The sequence below is a fragment of the Polynucleobacter sp. MWH-Creno-3A4 genome (assembly GCF_018881885.1).
Lineage (GTDB): Bacteria > Pseudomonadota > Gammaproteobacteria > Burkholderiales > Burkholderiaceae > Polynucleobacter.
This window is the reverse complement of record NZ_JACXSA010000002.1, coordinates 199,742-219,753: the sequence shown is the minus strand read 5'-3', so window position 1 is coordinate 219,753 and position 20,012 is coordinate 199,742. Positions and strand designations below refer to the sequence as shown.

The 20,012-nt window shown below is 44.3% G+C and carries 23 protein-coding genes, 2 tRNA genes and 1 riboswitch; of the genes, 12 read left to right on the top strand and 13 right to left on the bottom strand.

Features of this window, described 5'->3' with window-relative positions; translation table 11 throughout:
* The first annotated feature begins 382 nt into the window (after positions 1-382).
* Together IEN92_RS08620 and IEN92_RS08615 are read left to right on the top strand one after the other, a co-directional pair.
* The gene (locus tag IEN92_RS08620; RefSeq protein WP_216162726.1) at positions 383-2,095 is read left to right on the top strand and encodes a TRIC cation channel family protein; all 1,713 of its coding nucleotides are present in this window, start codon (positions 383-385) and stop codon (positions 2,093-2,095) included.
* A 41-nt stretch (positions 2,096-2,136) separates the two neighbouring features.
* On the top strand, positions 2,137-2,754 hold the full coding sequence (locus tag IEN92_RS08615; protein ID WP_216162785.1) for a PH domain-containing protein: 618 nt from the start codon (positions 2,137-2,139) through the stop codon (positions 2,752-2,754).
* A gap of 12 nt (positions 2,755-2,766) precedes the next feature.
* Here the strand turns inward: IEN92_RS08615 and IEN92_RS08610 are convergent, their stop codons facing one another.
* Complete coding sequence (locus IEN92_RS08610; protein ID WP_216162723.1) at positions 2,767-3,870, bottom strand: PrsW family intramembrane metalloprotease; 1,104 nt, start codon at positions 3,868-3,870, stop codon at positions 2,767-2,769.
* A 251-nt stretch (positions 3,871-4,121) separates the two neighbouring features.
* On the opposite strand from IEN92_RS08610, the gene IEN92_RS08605 reads away from it, so the two are divergent.
* The 7 genes from IEN92_RS08605 (at position 4,122) to IEN92_RS08575 (ending at position 6,850) form a co-directional block, all read left to right on the top strand.
* Complete coding sequence (locus tag IEN92_RS08605) at positions 4,122-4,697, top strand: phasin family protein (protein WP_216162720.1); 576 nt, start codon at positions 4,122-4,124, stop codon at positions 4,695-4,697.
* Between the two features lie 165 nt (positions 4,698-4,862).
* Positions 4,863-5,042, top strand: a complete 180-nt coding sequence (locus tag IEN92_RS08600; RefSeq protein WP_215376498.1) for a hypothetical protein — start codon at positions 4,863-4,865, stop codon at positions 5,040-5,042.
* 1 nt (position 5,043) lies between these two features.
* On the top strand, positions 5,044-5,340 hold the full coding sequence (locus tag IEN92_RS08595; RefSeq protein ID WP_216162717.1) for a hypothetical protein: 297 nt from the start codon (positions 5,044-5,046) through the stop codon (positions 5,338-5,340).
* Positions 5,341-5,361: 21 nt separating this feature from the next.
* Positions 5,362-5,823, top strand: coding sequence for a Smr/MutS family protein (locus IEN92_RS08590; protein ID WP_216162714.1), 462 nt, complete (start codon positions 5,362-5,364; stop codon positions 5,821-5,823).
* Between the two features lie 32 nt (positions 5,824-5,855).
* Positions 5,856-6,197 carry a YqjD family protein gene (locus IEN92_RS08585; protein WP_216162711.1) on the top strand — a complete coding sequence of 114 codons (342 nt, stop codon included), beginning with the start codon at positions 5,856-5,858 and terminating at the stop codon, positions 6,195-6,197.
* Positions 6,198-6,203: 6 nt separating this feature from the next.
* Positions 6,204-6,572, top strand: coding sequence for a phage holin family protein (locus IEN92_RS08580; protein WP_216162708.1), 369 nt, complete (start codon positions 6,204-6,206; stop codon positions 6,570-6,572).
* The gene (locus IEN92_RS08575) at positions 6,569-6,850 is read left to right on the top strand and encodes a YqjK-like family protein (RefSeq protein ID WP_216162705.1); all 282 of its coding nucleotides are present in this window, start codon (positions 6,569-6,571) and stop codon (positions 6,848-6,850) included. The genes IEN92_RS08580 and IEN92_RS08575 overlap by 4 nt, the downstream gene beginning before the upstream one ends.
* A 20-nt stretch (positions 6,851-6,870) precedes the next feature.
* Here IEN92_RS08575 and IEN92_RS08570 read toward each other — a convergent pair whose 3' ends face one another.
* Complete coding sequence (locus IEN92_RS08570) at positions 6,871-7,389, bottom strand: adenine phosphoribosyltransferase (RefSeq protein WP_215376515.1); 519 nt, start codon at positions 7,387-7,389, stop codon at positions 6,871-6,873.
* 2 nt (positions 7,390-7,391) lie between these two features.
* Here IEN92_RS08570 and IEN92_RS08565 point away from each other — a divergent pair, with 2 nt between their 5' ends.
* Positions 7,392-7,958: a 5'-methylthioadenosine nucleosidase gene (locus tag IEN92_RS08565; RefSeq protein ID WP_370623918.1), complete on the top strand. Its 567-nt coding sequence runs from the start codon at positions 7,392-7,394 to the stop codon at positions 7,956-7,958.
* 16 nt (positions 7,959-7,974) lie between these two features.
* Positions 7,975-9,639 (top strand): AMP-binding protein, encoded by a 1,665-nt coding sequence (locus IEN92_RS08560; protein WP_216162779.1) that lies wholly within the window; start codon positions 7,975-7,977, stop codon positions 9,637-9,639.
* Positions 9,640-9,648: 9 nt separating this feature from the next.
* Here IEN92_RS08560 and IEN92_RS08555 read toward each other — a convergent pair whose 3' ends face one another.
* The 4 genes from IEN92_RS08555 to IEN92_RS08540 form a co-directional block, all read right to left on the bottom strand.
* Complete coding sequence (locus IEN92_RS08555) at positions 9,649-10,512, bottom strand: transporter (RefSeq protein ID WP_216162702.1); 864 nt, start codon at positions 10,510-10,512, stop codon at positions 9,649-9,651.
* 25 nt (positions 10,513-10,537) lie between these two features.
* Positions 10,538-11,077: a hypothetical protein gene (locus tag IEN92_RS08550; protein ID WP_215376520.1), complete on the bottom strand. Its 540-nt coding sequence runs from the start codon at positions 11,075-11,077 to the stop codon at positions 10,538-10,540.
* Positions 11,078-11,079: 2 nt separating this feature from the next.
* On the bottom strand, positions 11,080-12,396 hold the full coding sequence (locus IEN92_RS08545) for a U32 family peptidase (protein ID WP_216162699.1): 1,317 nt from the start codon (positions 12,394-12,396) through the stop codon (positions 11,080-11,082).
* 98 nt (positions 12,397-12,494) lie between these two features.
* Positions 12,495-12,570 (bottom strand) — tRNA-Asn (locus IEN92_RS08540).
* Positions 12,571-12,591: 21 nt separating this feature from the next.
* On the opposite strand from IEN92_RS08540, the gene thiD reads away from it, so the two are divergent.
* The gene (thiD, locus tag IEN92_RS08535) at positions 12,592-13,473 is read left to right on the top strand and encodes a bifunctional hydroxymethylpyrimidine kinase/phosphomethylpyrimidine kinase (protein WP_216162697.1); all 882 of its coding nucleotides are present in this window, start codon (positions 12,592-12,594) and stop codon (positions 13,471-13,473) included.
* Here thiD and thiE read toward each other — a convergent pair.
* The 7 genes from thiE to IEN92_RS08500 form a co-directional block, all read right to left on the bottom strand.
* Positions 13,470-14,396 carry a thiamine phosphate synthase gene (gene thiE, locus IEN92_RS08530; RefSeq protein WP_216162695.1) on the bottom strand — a complete coding sequence of 309 codons (927 nt, stop codon included), beginning with the start codon at positions 14,394-14,396 and terminating at the stop codon, positions 13,470-13,472. The two genes, thiD and thiE, sit on opposite strands and share 4 nt — an antisense overlap.
* A gap of 4 nt (positions 14,397-14,400) precedes the next feature.
* On the bottom strand, positions 14,401-15,237 hold the full coding sequence (locus tag IEN92_RS08525) for a thiazole synthase (protein WP_216162692.1): 837 nt from the start codon (positions 15,235-15,237) through the stop codon (positions 14,401-14,403).
* 3 nt (positions 15,238-15,240) lie between these two features.
* Positions 15,241-15,438 carry a sulfur carrier protein ThiS gene (gene thiS, locus IEN92_RS08520; RefSeq protein WP_215376534.1) on the bottom strand — a complete coding sequence of 66 codons (198 nt, stop codon included), beginning with the start codon at positions 15,436-15,438 and terminating at the stop codon, positions 15,241-15,243.
* Positions 15,429-16,580 (bottom strand): FAD-dependent oxidoreductase, encoded by a 1,152-nt coding sequence (locus tag IEN92_RS08515; protein WP_370623917.1) that lies wholly within the window; start codon positions 16,578-16,580, stop codon positions 15,429-15,431. The genes thiS and IEN92_RS08515 overlap by 10 nt, the downstream gene beginning before the upstream one ends.
* 11 nt (positions 16,581-16,591) lie before the next feature.
* Positions 16,592-18,502: a phosphomethylpyrimidine synthase ThiC gene (gene thiC, locus IEN92_RS08510; protein ID WP_255539822.1), complete on the bottom strand. Its 1,911-nt coding sequence runs from the start codon at positions 18,500-18,502 to the stop codon at positions 16,592-16,594.
* A 36-nt stretch (positions 18,503-18,538) separates the two neighbouring features.
* Positions 18,539-18,647, bottom strand: a riboswitch (TPP riboswitch).
* Between the two features lie 84 nt (positions 18,648-18,731).
* Positions 18,732-19,565, bottom strand: coding sequence for an NUDIX hydrolase family protein (locus IEN92_RS08505; protein WP_216162689.1), 834 nt, complete (start codon positions 19,563-19,565; stop codon positions 18,732-18,734).
* Positions 19,566-19,791: 226 nt separating this feature from the next.
* A tRNA-Arg gene (locus IEN92_RS08500) sits at positions 19,792-19,866 on the bottom strand.
* Between the last annotated feature and the right edge of the window lie 146 nt (positions 19,867-20,012).

Genomic DNA, 20,012 nt, shown 5'->3' with positions numbered 1-20,012 from the left:
TTTAGTATATAAATCAAGGACTTATGGTCCTTTTTTTATTTCTGTACTATCCTATAGCCCATAAAAATCATATTAAAACTCATTAATTACCGATCCATTTGTTAAGAAACTTATATGGATTAATATAGAAGTGTCTAATCTTGGGTAATACAGTTCATTTATTTTTATGGGTTATTAGGAGGCAATTTCATGATGTGGCTTATACGCAATTCTATTATCGGATCTATTCTGACACTGTGTTTTGGTCAGGATTGGATTGAAAAAAAACCAAAATTAGTAATTTTTGTAAAAATATTCTTTTACGTTATTTATGCTCTAGTTATTTTTTCATTATTTTCCGCTATCTTTAATTAGTTTTTAGGGCGAAAAATTGAAGGTAGGTATGTTTATTTTTATTGCAAGAATATTTTTAGCCTCATTATTTTTAGTATCAAATGTTCATGCGGAGGAATCAGCCCCCAGAGAGCTAAAAGTCCAATTACCTTGGATGCATAATAGTCAATTTACTGGCATGTATGTTGCAGAGTTCCGTAAGCATTTTGAAAATAAAGGCCTTAAGGTTAATTTAATAGAAGGTGGGCCGAATAAGGATTCTGCAACTGAATTGGCTAAAGGAAACGTCGACATATCTATAAATGGCCTTGGCGGCTCCTGGAAGGCAACAAGCAAGGATAATGAGTTAACAAATGTGGCTCAAATCATTACGGGGTCTGCTTTTGTAGTTGTTTGTAGAATCAGCTCTGGAGTCTACGGGCCAAAAGATATTGAGGGAAAAAATATCGGAGTCTGGTCTGAAGATGATAAATTTATTGTTAAGGAGATGATTAAAAAAATTCATCTTCCTTTGGATTCAGTTAATTTTATTCCGCAAAAACCAGATGGTATAGACCTTGTAAATAGAAATGCTGCATGTGTAACAGCTATGGTCTTCGATGAATACTTGAGTATTATCGAGAAAGGCGTTCCATACAGCGATCTTATAGTTATTGATCCAGTATCAATGAAAATACCGTACTTGCTTGATGGTGTTTATGTTAGAACCTCCGACCTAAATTCAGAATCTTTTCGAAATAGCCTTGTTGGCTTTCTTCGCGCCCTTCGGGATGGATGGCGCGAAACCAGAATCGCTCCAACCCTATCCCTTGAGGCGGTAAAAGCTAAATCTTCTAACTTTGACAAGGAGCATGAATTAAAGGGTCTAGAGGCGATGCTGACGATCATTCCAAGTGATCCAAAAAAATTTGGATTATTGGATATAGAGACTTTTGAGGCAGAGTCAGAGCGCTATATAAGAGAAGATAAAAATGGCTTCACACCAAACAATATTTGGACGCATCAAATATGGAATCAACTTCAGGCCGAGGATGGAAACTATCATTTTTTAACTGTTGCAACCAAGTACTATGTTGATCACATATCACATTTATTAATTTTTAAAATATTAGTCTTCTTTGGTGTATTTACTTATGCCCTTTCAGGCGTTCTTGAGGCCGTTAATAGAAATTATGATTTGTGGGGGCGGCTTGTGTTGGCCTTTTTGTCTGGGATTGGTGGAGGAACGATCCGTGATTTGATTATTGGGGGCGACAGGCTGCCTTTTTACTATGTCAAGGATTTCCGTTATCCATTGGGGATTCTAATAGTTGTTTTGGTTACATCTTTGGTCGTTGGAATATATCCCAATGCCTATAAGAGTGAGGCTTTTAAGAAAGTAAAGAAATATTCAGATGTATTTGGATTTTCTGCTTTAGCCGTAGCTGGAACAATATACGCGGTAACATCTGATATGCCTTGGTTTTGGGCTCCAGTTCTCGGCGCACTTACTTGTGCTGGGGGAGGGGTCTTGCGCGATATCGTTATAAATCAGGAGCCCATGACCTTTAAAGGAGTAATTTATGAGGAGACCGCTATCATTGGCGGCTTCTTCATTATCGGTGGACTCTTGGTTGCAAATAATTTTGAACACAGTGCTTTACCTGAATATTTAGTAATATTTTCAGGCATGGTTTTAATTGTTGCATTGCGTTTACTTGTTTATCGCTACCATCTCAGCTACCCAAAGTTTTTGGGGGGAAGAGAAGGGGATGCACATTAATTTTATTTTATATTTTGTGAATTTTTATAGTTTGAGGTCATATGAAATACTGCACAAATTGCGGCCATGAAATTTTGTCGGAGGCAAAATTTTGCATGGGGTGTGGGGTCCCTATTGCCAGCCCTTCCAACAGTGTTCGCCCAAAATCTGTAATGGAAATAGATCCTCAGTTGCCTAAAAAAGGTGGGCTGTTCTCATCATATACAGAGCAAAGCTTAATAAATGATGAAATTATTATATATAGGGCAAAATTGCACTGGGTCATTTATTTAAATGCCTTTTTAATTTTTGTGGCTTCAATTTTTTGTCTTGGCCTAAGTGAAGAGGGCGATGATATTTACGATAATTTAGGTACATCGCTTCTAATCTACACTTTTATTTCTGCGGTTATTACTTTTATCGTCGTCAGAACATCAGAGTTTTTTGTCACAAATATGCGCGTTATTTGCAAAGTTGGATTTATACGACGAAAATCAGTCGAGTTATTTTTAGTTAAGGTTGAAAGCATCTCAGTAGATCAATCAATTCTCGGCCGCATTCTTGGTTACGGATCAGTCACGATTACTGGCACTGGCAATACTCATGACCCATTTAAGATGATTAGCGCCCCCCTAGACTTCAAGCGATATGTTCAAGACCAGGTTGCTAGGCATAATTAGATATCCCATCTGCTACAAAACCCCTTCTTTTTGATAATCAATAATTATTTTTATTTGTTTAAGTCCTAACTGGATGATGCTTATTACCGCAATCCAGGCGATCACTCCTAAGGCAATGTCCTTGATCATAAATTCCATAAAATCCAGATCCCATAGGAAGTGAAGGCCAATAGATAGTAAAAGCAAGCGCATTGGATTTCTGGAGTTTACGGAATAATCTTTTAATTTCCTTTTTTCGCGCATCATCCAAAAAGCTGCTGCCGCGATTGCAGTCCAAAGGATATGTGCAAAGGGTGATAAAAAGCCACGCAAAAAAAGATTGAGAAACATCATTCCGAAATTAAGTGTTTCAGGGTGCTTCAAATCATAGAGGGCATTAAACGCATATCCTGCAGATTCGAACGCTGCAAAACCAGCCCCAACAGCAGCACCGAGCAACAATGCGTTAAGTAAGTAAGGGTATCGCTTTTGGCCCATTTTTTTCATAATAAAAAGTACGCCTGCGAATTTGCCTAATTCTTCAATTATTCCTACGCCAAGTGGGCCCAATAGACCATCTAAACCGGTAATCAGGTAGAGTGCTAAAGTGAATAATATTGCAACAGCCCCGCCAATAAAAACAGCATAAATTGTTTTATATATTGAGATATTTTTGGGTGTATTAAGCTCGAAAAAAAATACAACCATTGAAATTGGTACTGCAAAACTACCTATCATTATTAAGGCTGGTATTAGATTTAAATTTTCAGTGATGTTCCACAAAAACAAAAAAATCATAAATGCAGTTACATAAATAAATAAAAATTTACTAAACATCCAGGGGTGAGGAAGAATTGTCATCGATTCTTCAAGGTGCGGTGTTGTGCTAATGGTTCCCACAGACAAGGCGCTTTCCACCTCATCCTGACTATGCCTTTTGAGAGCATTTGAAAAAAGTTCTTTTATTGAGAATGACTGTATATCGTCAAGCTCTAACTTATTTGTTACTCCGTGGGTGAGCTTACCGACAAAAGTCGTATTTTTTTGAGAGACTCGTATTTCAATTTTATTGCCGCAATTGCCGCAATAACTTTCCTTGATCTGGATTTCGAGCCCGCAATTTTCACAAAAACTCATCAATACACCATTTCATATTCAATTAATCATTTTTTGTGCTTTTATTATGGCCCATTATTAAGGAAATAAATTTCCCCAATCTTTACATTTCACCTATTTCTGGGCCCATAAATCCCCATTTTTGTCCCTTTTATTGCTGTTTTTGGCTATTTGTTGCATTGCCGCAAATAAATGTTGCAGCACAACATATTCTTTTATACAATGGTGCATCGCAACAAATTTTGTACCTCTACTTAAATAAAGGAATCATCATGTTTCAAAATCAATTAAACGATCAAATCGCTCAAGCTCAAGCTAAAGCTGTTGAAAACGCTAAACATTTGGCTCAAGTAGCTGTTGAAAGCGCACAAGAGTTGGCAGAAATCAACCAAGCTGCTGCTAAAGATGCTTTGGCTGCTGCTCAAGATGCAAGCACACAATTGTTAGCTATCAAAGATCCACAGCAATTGACTAAGTTGGCTCAGCCAGAAGTTGCTCAAGAAGCTGCTAAGTACGCTGCTGCTTACCAAGCTAAAGTAAACAAAGTAGTTCGCAATGGCAATAAAGAAGTTGCTCAAGTAGTTGACTCATCTATTGATGATGCACGTGACGACTTAGTGAAGTTCGTTAACGAAGCTACTAAAACAGCTCCTGCTGGTGCTGAAGCTTTTGTATCTGCATTCAAAACTGCATTCGATGCTTCTATTCAACAATTTGATCAAGTTCGCGCATCTGCATCTGATGCATTCGTAAACTTTGAAAAGAGTGTTGATGCTGCATTGTCAAACATTCAAGGTCAATACGCTGCTAAGTCTTCTAAGAAGGCTCCAAAGTTAGCTGCTGAATAAGCTAGTTCGACTGGTATTACCAAAGCCGCCTCCGGGCGGCTTTTTTCATTTCTATTCCCGCTAATTCTCTAATTTCTTGGCCTTAGCCAGATCTAGGGTTATTCCTAATACTATACTTCACAACTTCACAACTTCTGTGGTATAGTCTTTTTACTGGGGGAAGAAATGAAAAGACAAGTACCAAAAACACATCAAGCCTTAGATTGGGTAGGGAAGGGCATGAGTCCTGCTCAGGCAGCAAGAAAGATGGAGATTTCAGAATCCAGTGTGTATGCCGCTCTCAGAAAATCGCGAGCAAAAGAAGTCGGATGCTGTCCAACCTGTGGTCACAAAATTAGGAATTAAGATGAAAAAGTACATATTGGCCGTTGTATCAATTTCTGTTGCAGCAATTGCGTACGCAAATACCGTGACGGATTCTTCTGCACTCGTAAATCAGCAGTGCAAGATTTCTGCTGAGGCGGTATCGACTCTGAAGGGATTGCGTTATGGCAACACTTCAATTCGCAAGGATGTAGCAAGCCTGATTAATCATCATTTAAAGACTCAAGAGAATCGTGACTTGGCGCAAAAGACCTTGAATCTGATGGTGGATGACAAAACAACCGACGTTGCTGCCCTAGAGAATAAGTACTGTTCTTGACGTTTTCTTGGTATTCGTGAGGTGACTCTGACTGCACAATGTCCTGATTGCGGTAATGCGCGTGGATTGTTCAATCATTGCCCGCATTGTGGCTCTGAGATTCAGCCCGATCTCAGTACGGATGTTGTCGAAATCAATATCAAACAGGGTGCCCCAACGGTAGAGGAGGCTCTAGAGCTCTTAACCGAGCACCTACGTCAATGCTCAGAACTTGGTATTAAGGCGATCGTCCTTATTCATGGTTATGGATCCAGTGGAGAGGGTGGCCGGATTAAATGGGCTATTCAGGATGCCCTGGAGAGTAATCGCTATGCAGACCGCGTAACAGAGTATTTCTTTGGGGAAAGGGTGGCTTATGGCACTGACTCCTATCATGCGCTCCTCAAGCGCCGACCTGGCCTAAAACAATATCTCAAGCGCTTCAAGGAGGGTAATACCGGAATGACTGTTTTATTGTTAGGCACGTCACATAGAAATGCTTAGAATAGGTATATATCCATTCAACGAGTATCCAAATGAGTGCTAAAAAGCCAGAACATCACGTAACAGAAGAGGCAGTGAGTCCCGCTGCAGATCAACTGATTGTTGAATTTAAATCCCTCATGGCTGATGCAGAAGCTCTGATACATGCAACTGAAGGTCATGCTGATGGCACACTTAGTTCCATTCGATCAAAAGCACTAGAGACCCTTACTAACGCTAAAGAGAGTCTCTCAGGTATCGAAGGTCAATTAAGCGATAAGGCTAAAGAAGCAGCAGCTAGTGCAGATGATTTTGTACACCGTAAGCCCTGGGAGGCAGTTGGGGTTGCTGCAGGGCTAGGTCTATTAATTGGCCTGCTGATTCATCGTCGCTAAACCAATATGTCCCAAGAAAACCTACTTTCATCTATTAAGAATCTTGCGGCCACTGGCGCATCCATTGCCCAGACTCGACTCGAGCTGCTATCTGTTGATGTGCAAATTGCCCGAAACAAATTCATTAGCCTGTTGGTGATGATTGTGTGCGCTTTATTCTTCCTTTTCTTCGGCTTAGTCATGTTGGCGCTATTTATCGTAATCTACAGCTGGGAGTCTGATCGAATGACTGCCCTCGGCTTGCTTACTGGCGCCTTTATATCCATCGGACTGATCTTGGCAGCCTTAATTACACAATCTTTGCGCACGATGCCCAAGTTATTTGAAGCCTCTATTGCTGAATTGGCTAAGGATCGTGAGGCTCTCTCAAGATGAGTGAGCAGTTAAAAGTGCTAGAGTTGCGCCGCCATCAACTGATGCTGCAGGCTAATAAAGAGCGTAAGGAATTTGGTGAACATTTTGAGCCCTGGGAAAAGCCGCTCTCATGGGCCGATAAGGGTGTTGATGCCATTCAATTTCTGAAAAGTAATCCGATTCTTTGGACTAGTGCATTTGCAGCGCTGGCCCATTACAAACCCAAGTTGGCTGGCAAGGTAATCGCAGTGGGTTGGGGTGCAGTCAAACTGCTCAAGGGTGCAAAGAAGCTTATTTAAGTTCAGCAGGGATCATTCTGTTAACTTGTCAGCACCGATTTGTTACTGATGCCATTTTGGTCAAGTAGTTGTTTCCCATTTAAAAAGCTAATTTCAAGCAAGGTAATTGCGCCACCAACTTGAAATCCTGCACTACGCAATAACTTATCTGCTGCAATGATCGTGCCACCTGTGGCCAGAACATCATCAATAATTAAGACTTTTGCATTAGCAGGTAGGGTGGATTGCTGAATTTCTAGCGAATCAGAACCATACTCCAGGCCATAGAATTCTTTATGGCTTGCCAGGGGGAGCTTATTGGGTTTTCTGGCTAAAGCCAAGCCTTTGTTGGTGACATGCGCTAAGGCTGAGCCAAAAATAAAGCCACGGGATTCAATACCCAAAATATGGGTGTAATCAAAGCCTTGTGCAAGCCCTGCCATTTGGGCAATCGCATTTTGGAAAGCTGCTGGATTAGCTAATAAGGGGGAGATATCTCGAAACATAATTCCCGGTTTTGGGAAGTCAGGCACTCCGGGTAGATAATCTAATAAATTCATGAATGGCAGATATGAAAACAGAATTACTTATTATCACAGCATTAGAATCCGAGCTCAATTCGGATGCTCTTCCAGCAGGCCTAGAGATTATTTACTCTGGAGTTGGAAAAATTAATGCGGCATTGATGACTGCTAAGGCGATTCATCAATTTAATCCAAGCAAAATCATCAATTTTGGTACTGTCGGAAAGATTAACCCCCAGCTCGATGATTTGGTCAGTATCGGAAAAGTGATTCAACGTGACATGATGGCAGAACCTCTAGCGCCGCGCGGGGAAACACCATTCTGTAATCGACCTTCAGAATACCTTTCTACTGGAGAGTATGTATGTGGATCGGGCGACAGCTTTGTTACAGGCAAAGATCCTTGGTTACTTAGCCAGGGAGTGGATGTGGTGGACATGGAGTTATTTGCGATAGCCTACGTTGCCAATCACCACCAGATTCCATGGCACTCCTATAAGTATATTTCTGATGATGCGAATGAGAACTCAGGTGATGTCTGGCATCAAAAGGTAAATCATGGTCAAGAATTATTCTTAAATCAACTCAAGCAAATGTTAAGTTAAGAAGCGAATGGCTGAGATATCTAAGCCCTGGTTAAAGCACTACCCAGAAGGCGTTCCACATGAGATCGCACCGCTAGAACATACTTCGCTGATAGACTTCCTCGATCAATGTCTTGAGCGTTTTAGTAAACGCAAAGCCGTTGAGGCGATGGGTAATTTTTTCTCATACCGAGAGCTCGATAAACTTTCAAAAGACTTTGCCTCGTATCTGCAAACGCTTCACCTAGAAAAGGGTGCAAGGGTGGCATTGATGTACCCCAATGTCATTGAGTATCTGGTTGCCATGATTGGCACACTGCGGGCAGGTTATGTAGTCGTGAATATCAACCCGCTGTACACGGCACGAGAACTTGAAGCTCAGCTAGAAGATAGTGGGGCAGCAGTTCTAGTAATGATGGAGAACTTTGCGCACGTTTATCAACAAATCAAGCCATTAGCTTGCATTCAGAAGGTGATTGTCAGTAGCCCAGGGGACTTAATGGGTTTCAAAGGGCATTTGATTAATTGGATTGCAAGAGACATCAAGAAGCTGATTCCCCCTTGGGAATTTACGCATATTGCATTTAAAGAGGCTCTCAAAACCGGCAGCCAGCATCATTTTATACGGCCCTCTATTGACTTAGATGACATTGCCTTTTTGCAATACACCGGGGGCACGACAGGCACTTCAAAGGGTGCCATCTTGCTTCACAGAAATGTTTTATCCAATGTGATGCAGATAGAGGCTTGGCTTGATCCAGCACTTAAACAAAAACCAGAACAGCAGTTAGTCTTTCTGTGTGCATTACCGATGACCCATATTTTTGCGCTCACTGCATGCGCTATGCTGGGTATTACTAAAGGTGGCTTGCTGGTTTTAGTGTCTAATCCACGCGACATTACTGGCTTTATCAAATTGCTTATCAAGCATCCGAATATTAATATCTTCCCCGGGGTCAATACACTATTTCATGCGTTGATACATCGACCAGAATTTAAGAAGGTCAAGCTACCCCATCTATTAGTCACGATCGGCGGCGGTATGGCTGTGCATCAAAAAACAGCTGATCATTGGCAGGCTCTAACAGGAGTACCCATTGCACAAGGCTACGGCCTCTCAGAAACCTCTCCTGTAGTGTGCGTGAACACGCCTTTGGAGAAGCATTTCACTGGGCATATTGGCATGCCCTTACCCAGTACACAGCTTGCCATTTTGGATGATGACGGAGTTGAGCTCCCACAAGGCGCTCCTGGTGAAATTGCTATTAAAGGCCCTCAAGTGATGGCTGGTTATTGGCATAAGCCCGATGAGACTAAGCACTGCATGACGGCAGATGGATTCTTTAAGTCTGGTGATATTGGACTCATTAGCCCTGAAGGCTACGTCGAAATTGTTGATCGTAAGAAAGACATGATTGTGGTGGCTGGATATAAGGTGTTTCCAAACGATGTGGAGGATCACCTAGTACAAATGAATGGCATTAAAGAGTGCGCTGTGATCGGCGTACCGCATCGCAAATTGGGCGAGATTGTCAAAGCTTATGTGGTGAGAGATAACCACCATCTGACGGAAGCCGATATCTTGCAATACTGCAAAGAGCATATGACGAGCTACAAACGACCCAGAAAAGTGGTCTTCATTAATGAGCTACCAAAATCCATCGTGGGTAAGATCTTGCGCCGAGAGCTTAGAGATCAATAATTCGTGTTCTTAATCCCAACGATATTGCCAAGATACGCCAAGTGCGTTGTAGCTAGTATTGGTATTTGAGTAAACCCCAGTGCTGCCGGTTAAGCGAATTGAGTTATGTTGATTAATGGGATAGGAGAAGGTGCTCCCAAAGCGCCAGTTTTCTTGTGCGCTTCCTGCTGGTAAACCATTGACATATTTTTGCCCCCCAAAGAAGTAGGTGGCATCGCCAGAAATCCAAGCGGTATTGGGAAAGTAATAAATCACATGGGTTTCAGTGGAATAGACTGGATTCTGGGAAAGAGTGTTGCTCCCCAGATAGTTTGTATTGCTCGTAAAAATGGAAGCCATGCCGGCTAATTCAAAACGCCATGGACCGACTGCTTGTGATGCTCCAATGCCAGGCTGTATGACGGAACGATTTCCACCAACATTGACTATCTGATTATTGTTGTACTTCCCCCAAGGAATCGTTGCCGCCAAACTAGCGCCAATAATGAGGTCTTGTTGATAGTTTTTGAAATCATTGAGTGAGAGCGCGGGTGCACCATATAAATTGACTGAGGCCTTGATGACGGGGTCTGAAAGGCCTTCGGCAGACGCATTGATTGCTTGGCCACTGATAGTACCGGTACCCGATAACTCTGAGTAGGGAAGTACAAGGGTCAACCTTCCTGATTGACCGGCAACGTCAATCACATGGGTAAGACTGACTGCTTCAGTGGTTAATGTATAGGAGCCGCTTTTTGCTTGGGCAATGCCGCCAGTGATAAAGCTCATTCCAATGGGAGCATTGGAATACGCACGCGCTTCGATTTCTTGAGCCTGGGAGGAGGTGGATGCTAATCCAATGGCGCAGACCCAAAAAAGATTTCTGAGTAACACGCTAAGGCAGTGCCCCCTAAAAAAACTAATGCTCAACAGATTTCTTTTTACCAAACAAAATGCTCACAGTTGCATTCGAACCTAGAGCCATCTTCATGCCGATGAAAACCAAATATGGCCATACGATCAGCCAATAGACAATAGACATGGCCAATACTTTTAAAGGGTTTCTTTCTCCAAATGCGGAGAGAGAATTAAAAAAGCTCTTACCATGAAATAGACCCTCAACACCAGCTTCAACATAGTTCAGAGCGAGTACCACAATGATGTACAGAAGCGACTCGTAAAATAGCGACTTAATAATGCCATTCGATTTAGTAATGTTGATTGGAAATATGGCTTGTGCAATCAACATAAATTTGGCACAGAGGCCAGCTTTAATCATTGCAATGCCAAAAATGGAGAGTGGTATCGGGCGCTCATCTAGCGTTGTAGCGCCTAAGAAAGCAAGTGCACAAAACCAGGCACCGAAATATAAGGTGAGCGCTAAAGCCTGCTTTGCTTCATTCTCAATCTTCTGTTTGAAGCCTTCAGAATGGCCTGGAGCAGTGCTAGGTGTATTCATAATTAGGCGTTACAGCAAGATTCGCCGCTAGAGCAGGAGGAGCTTACTTCAATAGGAGCAGGCTCTTGGGTGTAGCGTGCAATAAAGGCATGCTTGCTTTTAAGTGGAAGCTTGATCCACACAAAGTGACCAGATCCCGGTGCAACATCAATCGGCTCACCATTGAGATTCCACATGGCGTCTAAGACAATATCTTGATTTCCTTGTGGTTCGATGATTTCGAGTTTGTCACCAATCGCAAAGCGATTTTTGACATCAACTTTGACGCGACCTGTAGCATCAACTTCCAGAGTCTCGCCAACATAGAGGCTTCTACCGGAGAGAGAGTGGCCTCTCATATAGAGCTGGTAATCCTTATCGTGGTGACGCTCATAAAAACCATCGGTGTAACCACGATTAGCTAGACCTTCAAGGTTACCAAGCAGGGTGGTATTAAACGGTTTGCCAGCAACCGCATCATCAATCGCTGAGCGATACGCTTGGCATGTACGAGAGACGTAATAAGGTGACTTGGTGCGACCCTCAATCTTGAAAGAGTCCACACCCATTTTGGTGAGTCGCTCGATATGTTCCACCGCACGCAAATCTTTTGAGTTCATGATGTAAGTGCCATGCTCATCTTCTTCCATTGGCATCAATTCATCAGGCCTTCTGGCTTCTTGAAGTAGCACGACATCACCACTGCTATTTTGCTGCCCAGGCTTCACCTTGTAGTCCCAGCGACAAGCATTGGTGCAAGCACCCTGGTTGGAGTCGCGATGCGACATATAGCCCGATAAGAGGCAGCGGCCAGAGTAGGCAATACATAAGGCCCCATGCACAAATACCTCAAGTTCCATCTCAGGGCAGTCTTGACGAACTTCTTCGATCTCATCAAAAGATAGCTCGCGAGACAAGATGACGCGACTAATTCCAACTGAGCGCCAGAACTTAGCAGATGCACCATTGACAGTATTCGCTTGTACCGATAAATGAATAGGCATATCAGGCCAAGCTTCTCTCGCCATCATGATCAAACCAGGGTCAGACATGATAAGCGCATCGGGTTTTAGTGCAACGACTGGCGACATATCCTTGATATAGGTGCGCGTCTTTGCGCCATGCGGCAATAAGTTAGAAACCAGGTAAAACTTTTTCCCCAATTCATGGGCGGTATCGATGCCTTGTTTGAGCACTTCGATCTTGCCAAAGTCATTATTACGAACCCGCAAGGAATAACGTGGCTGACCAGCATAAATTGCATCTGCTCCGAATTCAAAAGCGGTGCGCAGCATAGCTAGGCTGCCGGCCGGTGCTAAAAGTTCTGGGGTCTTATTCATGGGCTCTATTTTAGTGTGGGGAGGTACTTTCGGGTTGGCTTCAAGTATCAAAGTGTCACAAAAAGAAAAAACCACCTAAAAAGGTGGTTTTCAATGTTTGGCTCCTCGACCTGGGCTCGAACCAGGGACCTACGGATTAACAGTCCGGCGCTCTACCGACTGAGCTATCGAGGAATAAGCCGATATTATAGCAAGATGCGCTCACCTCATCCCACATCCGTACAGATCCCCAAAGTACTGACTATTGCTGGCTCGGACAGTGGCGGCGGGGCAGGCTTACAGGCTGACCTCAAGGTCATTACGGCTCTGGGCGGATTTGGCATGTCGGTGATTACTGCCATTACGGCACAAAATACGCTGGGCGTGACACGGATTCAGGATGTGGATTTGGATGTTGTTGAAGCACAAATGGATGCGGTTTTATTGGACATCGGCGCAGATATTGTCAAGATTGGGATGTTGGCTAGCCCAGAAATCGTGCACACTGTCGCTCAATCTTTACGTCGCCATGGCATCAAACGCATTGTGCTTGACCCTGTATTGCGCGCTACTTCAGGTGCAAGTTTGGGTGGTGATGACACAGCACAAGCGATGATTGCTGAGTTATTTCCGATGGCAACACTGATCACTCCCAATATGGATGAGGCTGCTTTGTTATTAGGTCACGATATTACTGGAGCGAATGATTTCCAATTGGCCGCACAAGAATTACTCGAGATGGGGCCACAAGCGGTGTTGATCAAAGGCGGACATCTGGATGCAACGCATACTCAAATCACAGATTTTCTGTTGTGGAAAACGCTTGAAGATGGACTCGAAGTCATACAATCGAAGGCGTTCAAACACAATCGCGTTGATACACTCAATACCCATGGCACAGGTTGTTCTCTAGCTTCAGCGATTGCAACCTATTTAGCTGATGGTCATGATTTAAGTCATGCAGTGGCAAAGGCGATAGCTTATGTGGAAGCAGGTTTGGAGGCAGGTCGTTTCTTAAGTATTGGCGAGGGTCCAGGACCCCTGTGGCATATGCACGATTTCTACCCAACAGCCTTGCCTGGAGAACCCAAGTCTTAGTTGCGCATTAATTCTTGTAAGTGTTTGACTGCCGCTTTTGGATCTTTAGCTTCAGTGATTGCTCTGACCACTGCGATAGAGCCAACCCCACTTTTGGCTACTGCACGAATACTATCTTTATCAATGCCACCGATGGCGACTAGTGGATAGTGGCTCATGAGTTTGGCATATTGATATAAACGACCTAAGCCTTGTGGGGCAGTGGCCATCTTCTTCAAATTCGTAGGGAAGATTGCGCCCATGGCAATATAGCTCGGGCAAAAACGGTCGGCATAAGTCATCTCAGCATAACCATGCGTGCTCAAGCCTAGCCTTAATCCTGCAGACCGAATTTCTGCAAGGTCAGCTGTCGCTAAATCTTCTTGACCTAAGTGAAGGCCGTAGGCTCCAGCATCAATCGCTTCATCCCAATAGTCATTGATGAATAGCAGGGTCTTGCTTCCCTCAACGGCTTTCACCGCTTCCCGAATTTGCTTGCGGATTTTGGATTTGTCATCTGACTTATAGCGTAACTGTACGGTTGGTAGTTCTGCTTCGACCATGCGCTTGACCCAATCTGCATCAGGCATCACACCATACAAGCCTAAACGCTTGGGACATTCTGCAAAGGCATTGGGGTTCATATTGCGAGTCCATGGCAGTAAATCAAAATGCTCTGGACGATTAGGCCACTTCAGAGCATTAAATCCACCATCACCTTGGGCCATACGTGACCAAGCTTTACCTAGGGTCTTTGCATCAGATTCAATAAACCCCATCTCAATGGCAGCCAGAGCACCAGCGAGCTCGTAATGATCGGCTGCCGCTTCATTATCAACTCTTGGGGGCGGTCTATCTAGAGTAAACCGAGGAATCGGCAGACATAAATCATCATTGCGATGGGCAGCAACAATTTGATCGGCAAGATCGCGAATGAGGCTCATGAGATCAATCTATCGAATGGGGTGAAGTCTGATGCCAAAACGGCGTTCCTACCAGAGGAGTGCTAGCTTGAGCAGACGCTTGTGGTTTCATGGCGCCAGATAGATATGCTGCTCTACCTGCATCAACCGCCATTGCAAACGCTTTTGCCATTACTACAGGATCATCTGCCAGAGCCACAGCCGTATTTAATAAGACGCCATCAAAGCCCCATTCCATGACTGCACAGGCGTGTGATGGCAGTCCTAGACCAGCATCTACAAGTAGCGGAACTCCAAGACGATCGCGCAAGAGTTTCATAGCATAGGGATTCAAAGGCCCTTGGCCAGTACCAATGGGTGCGGCCCATGGCATCACTGCCTGACATCCCACATCGACTAAGCGCTGGCACAAAATGAGATCTTCAGTGCAATAAGGCAAAACCTTGAAACCATCTTTAATTAAAGTCTCCGCAGTTTGGACTAAGCGTAAAGTATCTGGTTGTAAGGTGTAATCGTCACCAATCAGCTCTAACTTAATCCAATCGGTCTCAAATACTTCACGGGCCATCTGCGCAGTTGTAATCACTTCTTGAGGGCTGTGACAACCTGCAGTATTAGGCAAAACAGGTACGGCCATCTTTTTCAAGAGATCCCAAAAGCCACTGTGTGCCTCAGTTGTAGAGCTACCTTGCCGACGCAAGCTCACGGTAATCATCGCTGGATTGGATGCTGAGACAGCGTTCTCCAATACTTGCGGTGAAGGGTAGCGGGACGTACCCAGCAACAAACGACTCGCAAAGCGCTCGCCGTAAAGAATCAAGGAGTCAGTCTCATTGGGATGATTGGATAAAGTTGCTGTCATCAGTTAACCACCAGTAACCGGGGCGATGACTTCAATGTGATCATTCTCATTGAGTGCAAATTCTGCATGCTGAGTCTTGGGAACAAAATGTAAATTGACGGCCACAGCGTAGGGTGGCTTAGCATCAATAAGCGCTAAGGCATCTGAGATCATGCTTCTTTGAGGAAGCTCATATTCCGTTTGATTGACGATTACACGCATACAGCCACTTTCTCTTGCTTGGATTGATAAATCACGCGCAAACCCAACTCTGTTGCGGTATGGCTATCACCTAAAGCAAGAAGCTCTAAGGTGCAATCTAAGATGGCTGGCGAAATCATAAAACCATGACGATATAAGCCGTTGATCATGATCAAATCAGCAAGCCCTGTATCTTTACGAGATTGAATCTCTGGAAGATTATTTTTCAAGGTAGGACGGCATTGAGTCGCCATCTCTAAAATGCGGGCTTCAGCAAATCCACTGTGAACGGTATAGACAGCGCTGAGTAATTCCATGGCCGAGCGCACACTCATCTCTGAACGATCATCAGACTCGATTTCAGTAGCCCCAACGACATAAATATCATTTTCCTTGGGGGCGATATAGATAGGGTAGCGCGGGTGGATAAGGCGGGTTGGCCTTCTCAACTTGACCTCGGGAGCATGCAAGCGAATCACTTCACCCCGTACCCCTCTCAGACTATTGCTTGAATTTACCCAGGCTTCTTTTGCACCTGTGCCGCGACAATCAATCACGGCTCGAAATGAAATATCTTTGCGCAGATCTTCTGGATCAATAGTGGTATTCCAATGGCACTGAACATGCAAATTTTCTAACTCAATGCGTAGTGCATTTAATAGCTGTCGATTATCGAGTTGACCTTCATCAGGTAAATACAAACCCTGTTTAAATCGATTGGCAACACCAGGCTCAAGATTATGGACTGCAGCAGCATCCAGTTTTACGACTGACTTTAGTTGTGCATTGTTGCGACAATTTTTTTCAAGATGGGCCGTAAATCGCTCAGCCTCACTGGCATCTTGATGATGCCAAAGGATTAATGTGCCGTCTTGTTGAAAAAATACGGGAGTTGAGAGCTGTTCAATCAATTCTTTCCAGCGCGGCAGACTATGAATCCCCATGCGCACTACAGAATCTTCGGTAATTGCCGATTCTGCCAGCGGAGCCAGCATGGCTGCGGCAATACGAGCAGCTGACCCGCTCGCATCGCTACTACCTTGCTCAAAAAGATCAATCTGAGCACCTTTCTGAGCAAGAGCAACTGCCAGTAGACGGCCCATTAGACCGCCACCGACAATGGCGTACTTGCTGTTCGAAAAGGTTGCGCTATTCACAATCAACACCAACTCGTTTATTGATAAATCTCGCTGCCACGCTTACGAAACTCGATAGACTTTTCTTCCATCGCTTTCACCACTTCTTTCGGATTACCATCCGCATCTAAAGTTGCAGCATAGTCACGCACTTCTTGGGTGATCTTCATCGAGCAGAACTTCGGTCCGCACATTGAGCAGAAGTGCGCAATCTTGGCGCCTTCTGCTGGCAAAGTAGCGTCGTGATATTCCCGGGCACGTTCAGGATCTAAGCCCAAATTAAATTGGTCTTCCCAGCGGAACTCAAAACGGGCTTTGGAAAGAGCGTTATCACGTACCTGTGCACCCGGCAAACCTTTGGCCAAGTCAGCGCCATGCGCTGCAATCTTGTAAGTAATGATGCCTTCACGGACGTCTTCCTTGTCCGGCAAACCCAAATGTTCCTTAGGGGTGACATAGCACAGCATGGCAGTGCCATACCAACCAATTTGGGCTGCACCAATACCGCTGGTAATGTGATCGTAACCAGGGGCAATGTCTGTAATCAATGGTCCAAGGGTATAAAAGGGAGCTTCCAAACAATGCTTGAGCTCTTCAGTCATATTCTCTTCAATACGCTGCATAGGAACGTGACCAGGACCTTCAATCATCACCTGAACATCGTGTTTCCAAGCTTTAGCAGTCAATTCACCTAAGGTGTGGAGTTCACCAAATTGAGCGGCATCATTCGAATCGGCAATACATCCTGGACGCAATCCATCACCTAAGCTGAAGGACACGTCGTAGGCTTTCATGATCTCGCAGATTTCATCAAACTTGGTGTAGAGGAAGTTTTCCTTATGGTGCGCTAAACACCATTTGGCCATGATGGATCCACCACGAGAAACAATCCCGGTGATACGATCTGCAGTCAGTGGCACATAGCGCAATAGGACGCCTGCGTGAATGGTGAAATAATCCACACCTTGTTCGGCTTGCTCTACTAAAGTATCGCGGAACATTTCCCAAGTCAGGTCTTCAGCAATACCACCGGTTTTATCCAGCGCCTGATAAATAGGAACGGTACCAATTGGAACTGGTGAATTACGAATAATCCACTCACGGGTTTCATGAATATGTTTACCAGTAGAAAGATCCATGATGGTGTCTGCACCCCAACGAATCGACCACACCATCTTTTCCACTTCTTCATTAATCGAGGAGGTAACAGCAGAGTTACCCAAATTGCCGTTAATCTTTACGCGGAAGTTACGACCAATAATCATCGGCTCTAATTCTGGGTGATTGATATTGGCAGGAATAATGGCGCGTCCTGCAGCAATTTCAGAGCATACAAATTCACCAGTAACCTGCTCTGGTAGGTTGGCGCCATAGGACTTGCCGGGATGTTGCTTGAGGAGCTGTTTGTAAGCAGGGTCTTTACGCAGTTGCTCAAGGCCCATGGATTCACGTAGGGCAACGTATTCCATTTCTGGAGTCACAATGCCTTTGCGGGCGTAGTACATTTGACTGACATTGTTGCCCGCTTTAGCAACTCGCGGTGCACTAATATGGGCAAAGCGGAGATTCTGGGTGGTTTCATCTTTAGATCGTGCAACGCCATACTCAGAGCTAGGGCCTGCAAGTTGCATCGTATCGTTGCGTTCTGCAATCCAAGCATCCCGTAATCTTGGCAAACCTTTTTCAAGATTGATCACAATTTCAGGATCACTGTAAGGACCTGACGTGTCATAGACCGGCACAGGAGGATTAGGCATCAACTCCTCACCAACGCGCGTTGGCAATTGCTCAATCATGCGTACGGGCGCTTTGATATCAGGACGTGAACCTTGTAAATAGGTTTTAGTCGAAGCGGGGTAGGCGAACTTTTGACCAAAGTCGCGCTCCAAACTTTTTAAGCTTGGAATTTCATGTTTGACATTTTTATTTGTAGGGTTGCTATTGCTCATGTCCATCTCCGAAAGTTTTAGATGGACGAAACCGGGTGTCGGTCTGATGTAACTCCCCACGCCAGCATTACCTGGATCGGGTTAGAGGGTCTTTCTCAGCGCCTCCAAGCAGCTTCTGCTCAAAAGGGCACCCCTGTTTCATCCTTAATTAGGATTTAACCACGAATTCTGAATTTGGCGCATGACTTCGATCAAGCAGGGCAAAGCCCCTCAGGAAGAGTCAATAAACCTATTTATTGCGCCGCAAAATAAAATCAGCAGTCACAAAAGCGGCATCGCTAGTAAATTCATCGGCCAGAATGCGGGCAGCAGCCTCAGCAAAAGAGATTTCAATAAAGCCGCTGACCTCACCATCATGATTGGTTGGGACAAAATTCTCTGGCAATTCTAGGTCGTAAACAAACAATTGCTCATCATGAAAGCCTCGACCAGGGATTGGTCTTCGCATATGGATTTTGCCCACTGGCTCAACTTGCTCGGCAATATGCAATGGCACTCCTGCCTCTTCCCATAATTCACGTTTCGCACAAACCCATGGGGTTTCATCAGCCGAGATACCGCCAGCTGCAACATTGTCTAGTTGCCCTGGATCAGTCGACTTCGACTCACTACGCCGTCCCAACCAAATGGAGTCAGACTTGGTATAGCCGTTAATGTGCGTTGCCATACTCCGAAATCCAAATGTGCGAAAGGCTGCACGCTCCAGATGGAAGAGTTGATGTCCGTTTTGATCAAGCAAAGCAAATTCTTCGTTGCGCCATCCCGGAATGTAACCGCCTAAACGCATTCTCTCGGCCAATTGATGCAAGCTGATTGAGAGATCATTTGGGCCACTCCCTTCAACCGTCATGCGATCGTTACCTATCGAAATGTGTGCAATCGGGTCATTGCGTAAGGATTCTTGCAGATAGGGAATAAATTCTGGATTTAAGTGACCAATGAGCAGGTCGACCTCGGTACCGCGCGAAAGGTAGAAGGGTAAAAATTCCGATGGGGCAGAGCGAGCCGTGTTTTGGAGCATTTCCTCTAGGGCTGCGAGTGTGCTGGTTGAGAGGCTGGTCATGTGCGCAAGTTTAAGTGAACTTGCTGAACTTAGGGTTTTTGTCAATGATTTCCGACAGAAAATTTCAAGAAGCCATTCAATAAAAATGGCTACGCATCTGCAGCAATTAAAAACACAATTCTTGCTAATTATTTAAGCAAGCCAGGTCACTCCATACAAATCTACGACTTACGAAAACTTTTAAGGATTTATCCACATTGCCTGTGGATAAGTTTTGGTGATTTTGTGGTCCCGCCGACAGGAATCGAACCTGTATCCCACGCTTAGGAGGCATGTGCACTATCCATTGTGCTACGGCGAGTCTAAATAAAAATAAAAGTGTGTTAAAGAAAATGTACAAGCACTACCAACCGCATAATGCCCACACTTGATTGGTAATCGCCAGCATCATATCTGGTGCATAGTACGCAGAAAATATCAGTAGCAAGACAAATAAGGCAAAACTAT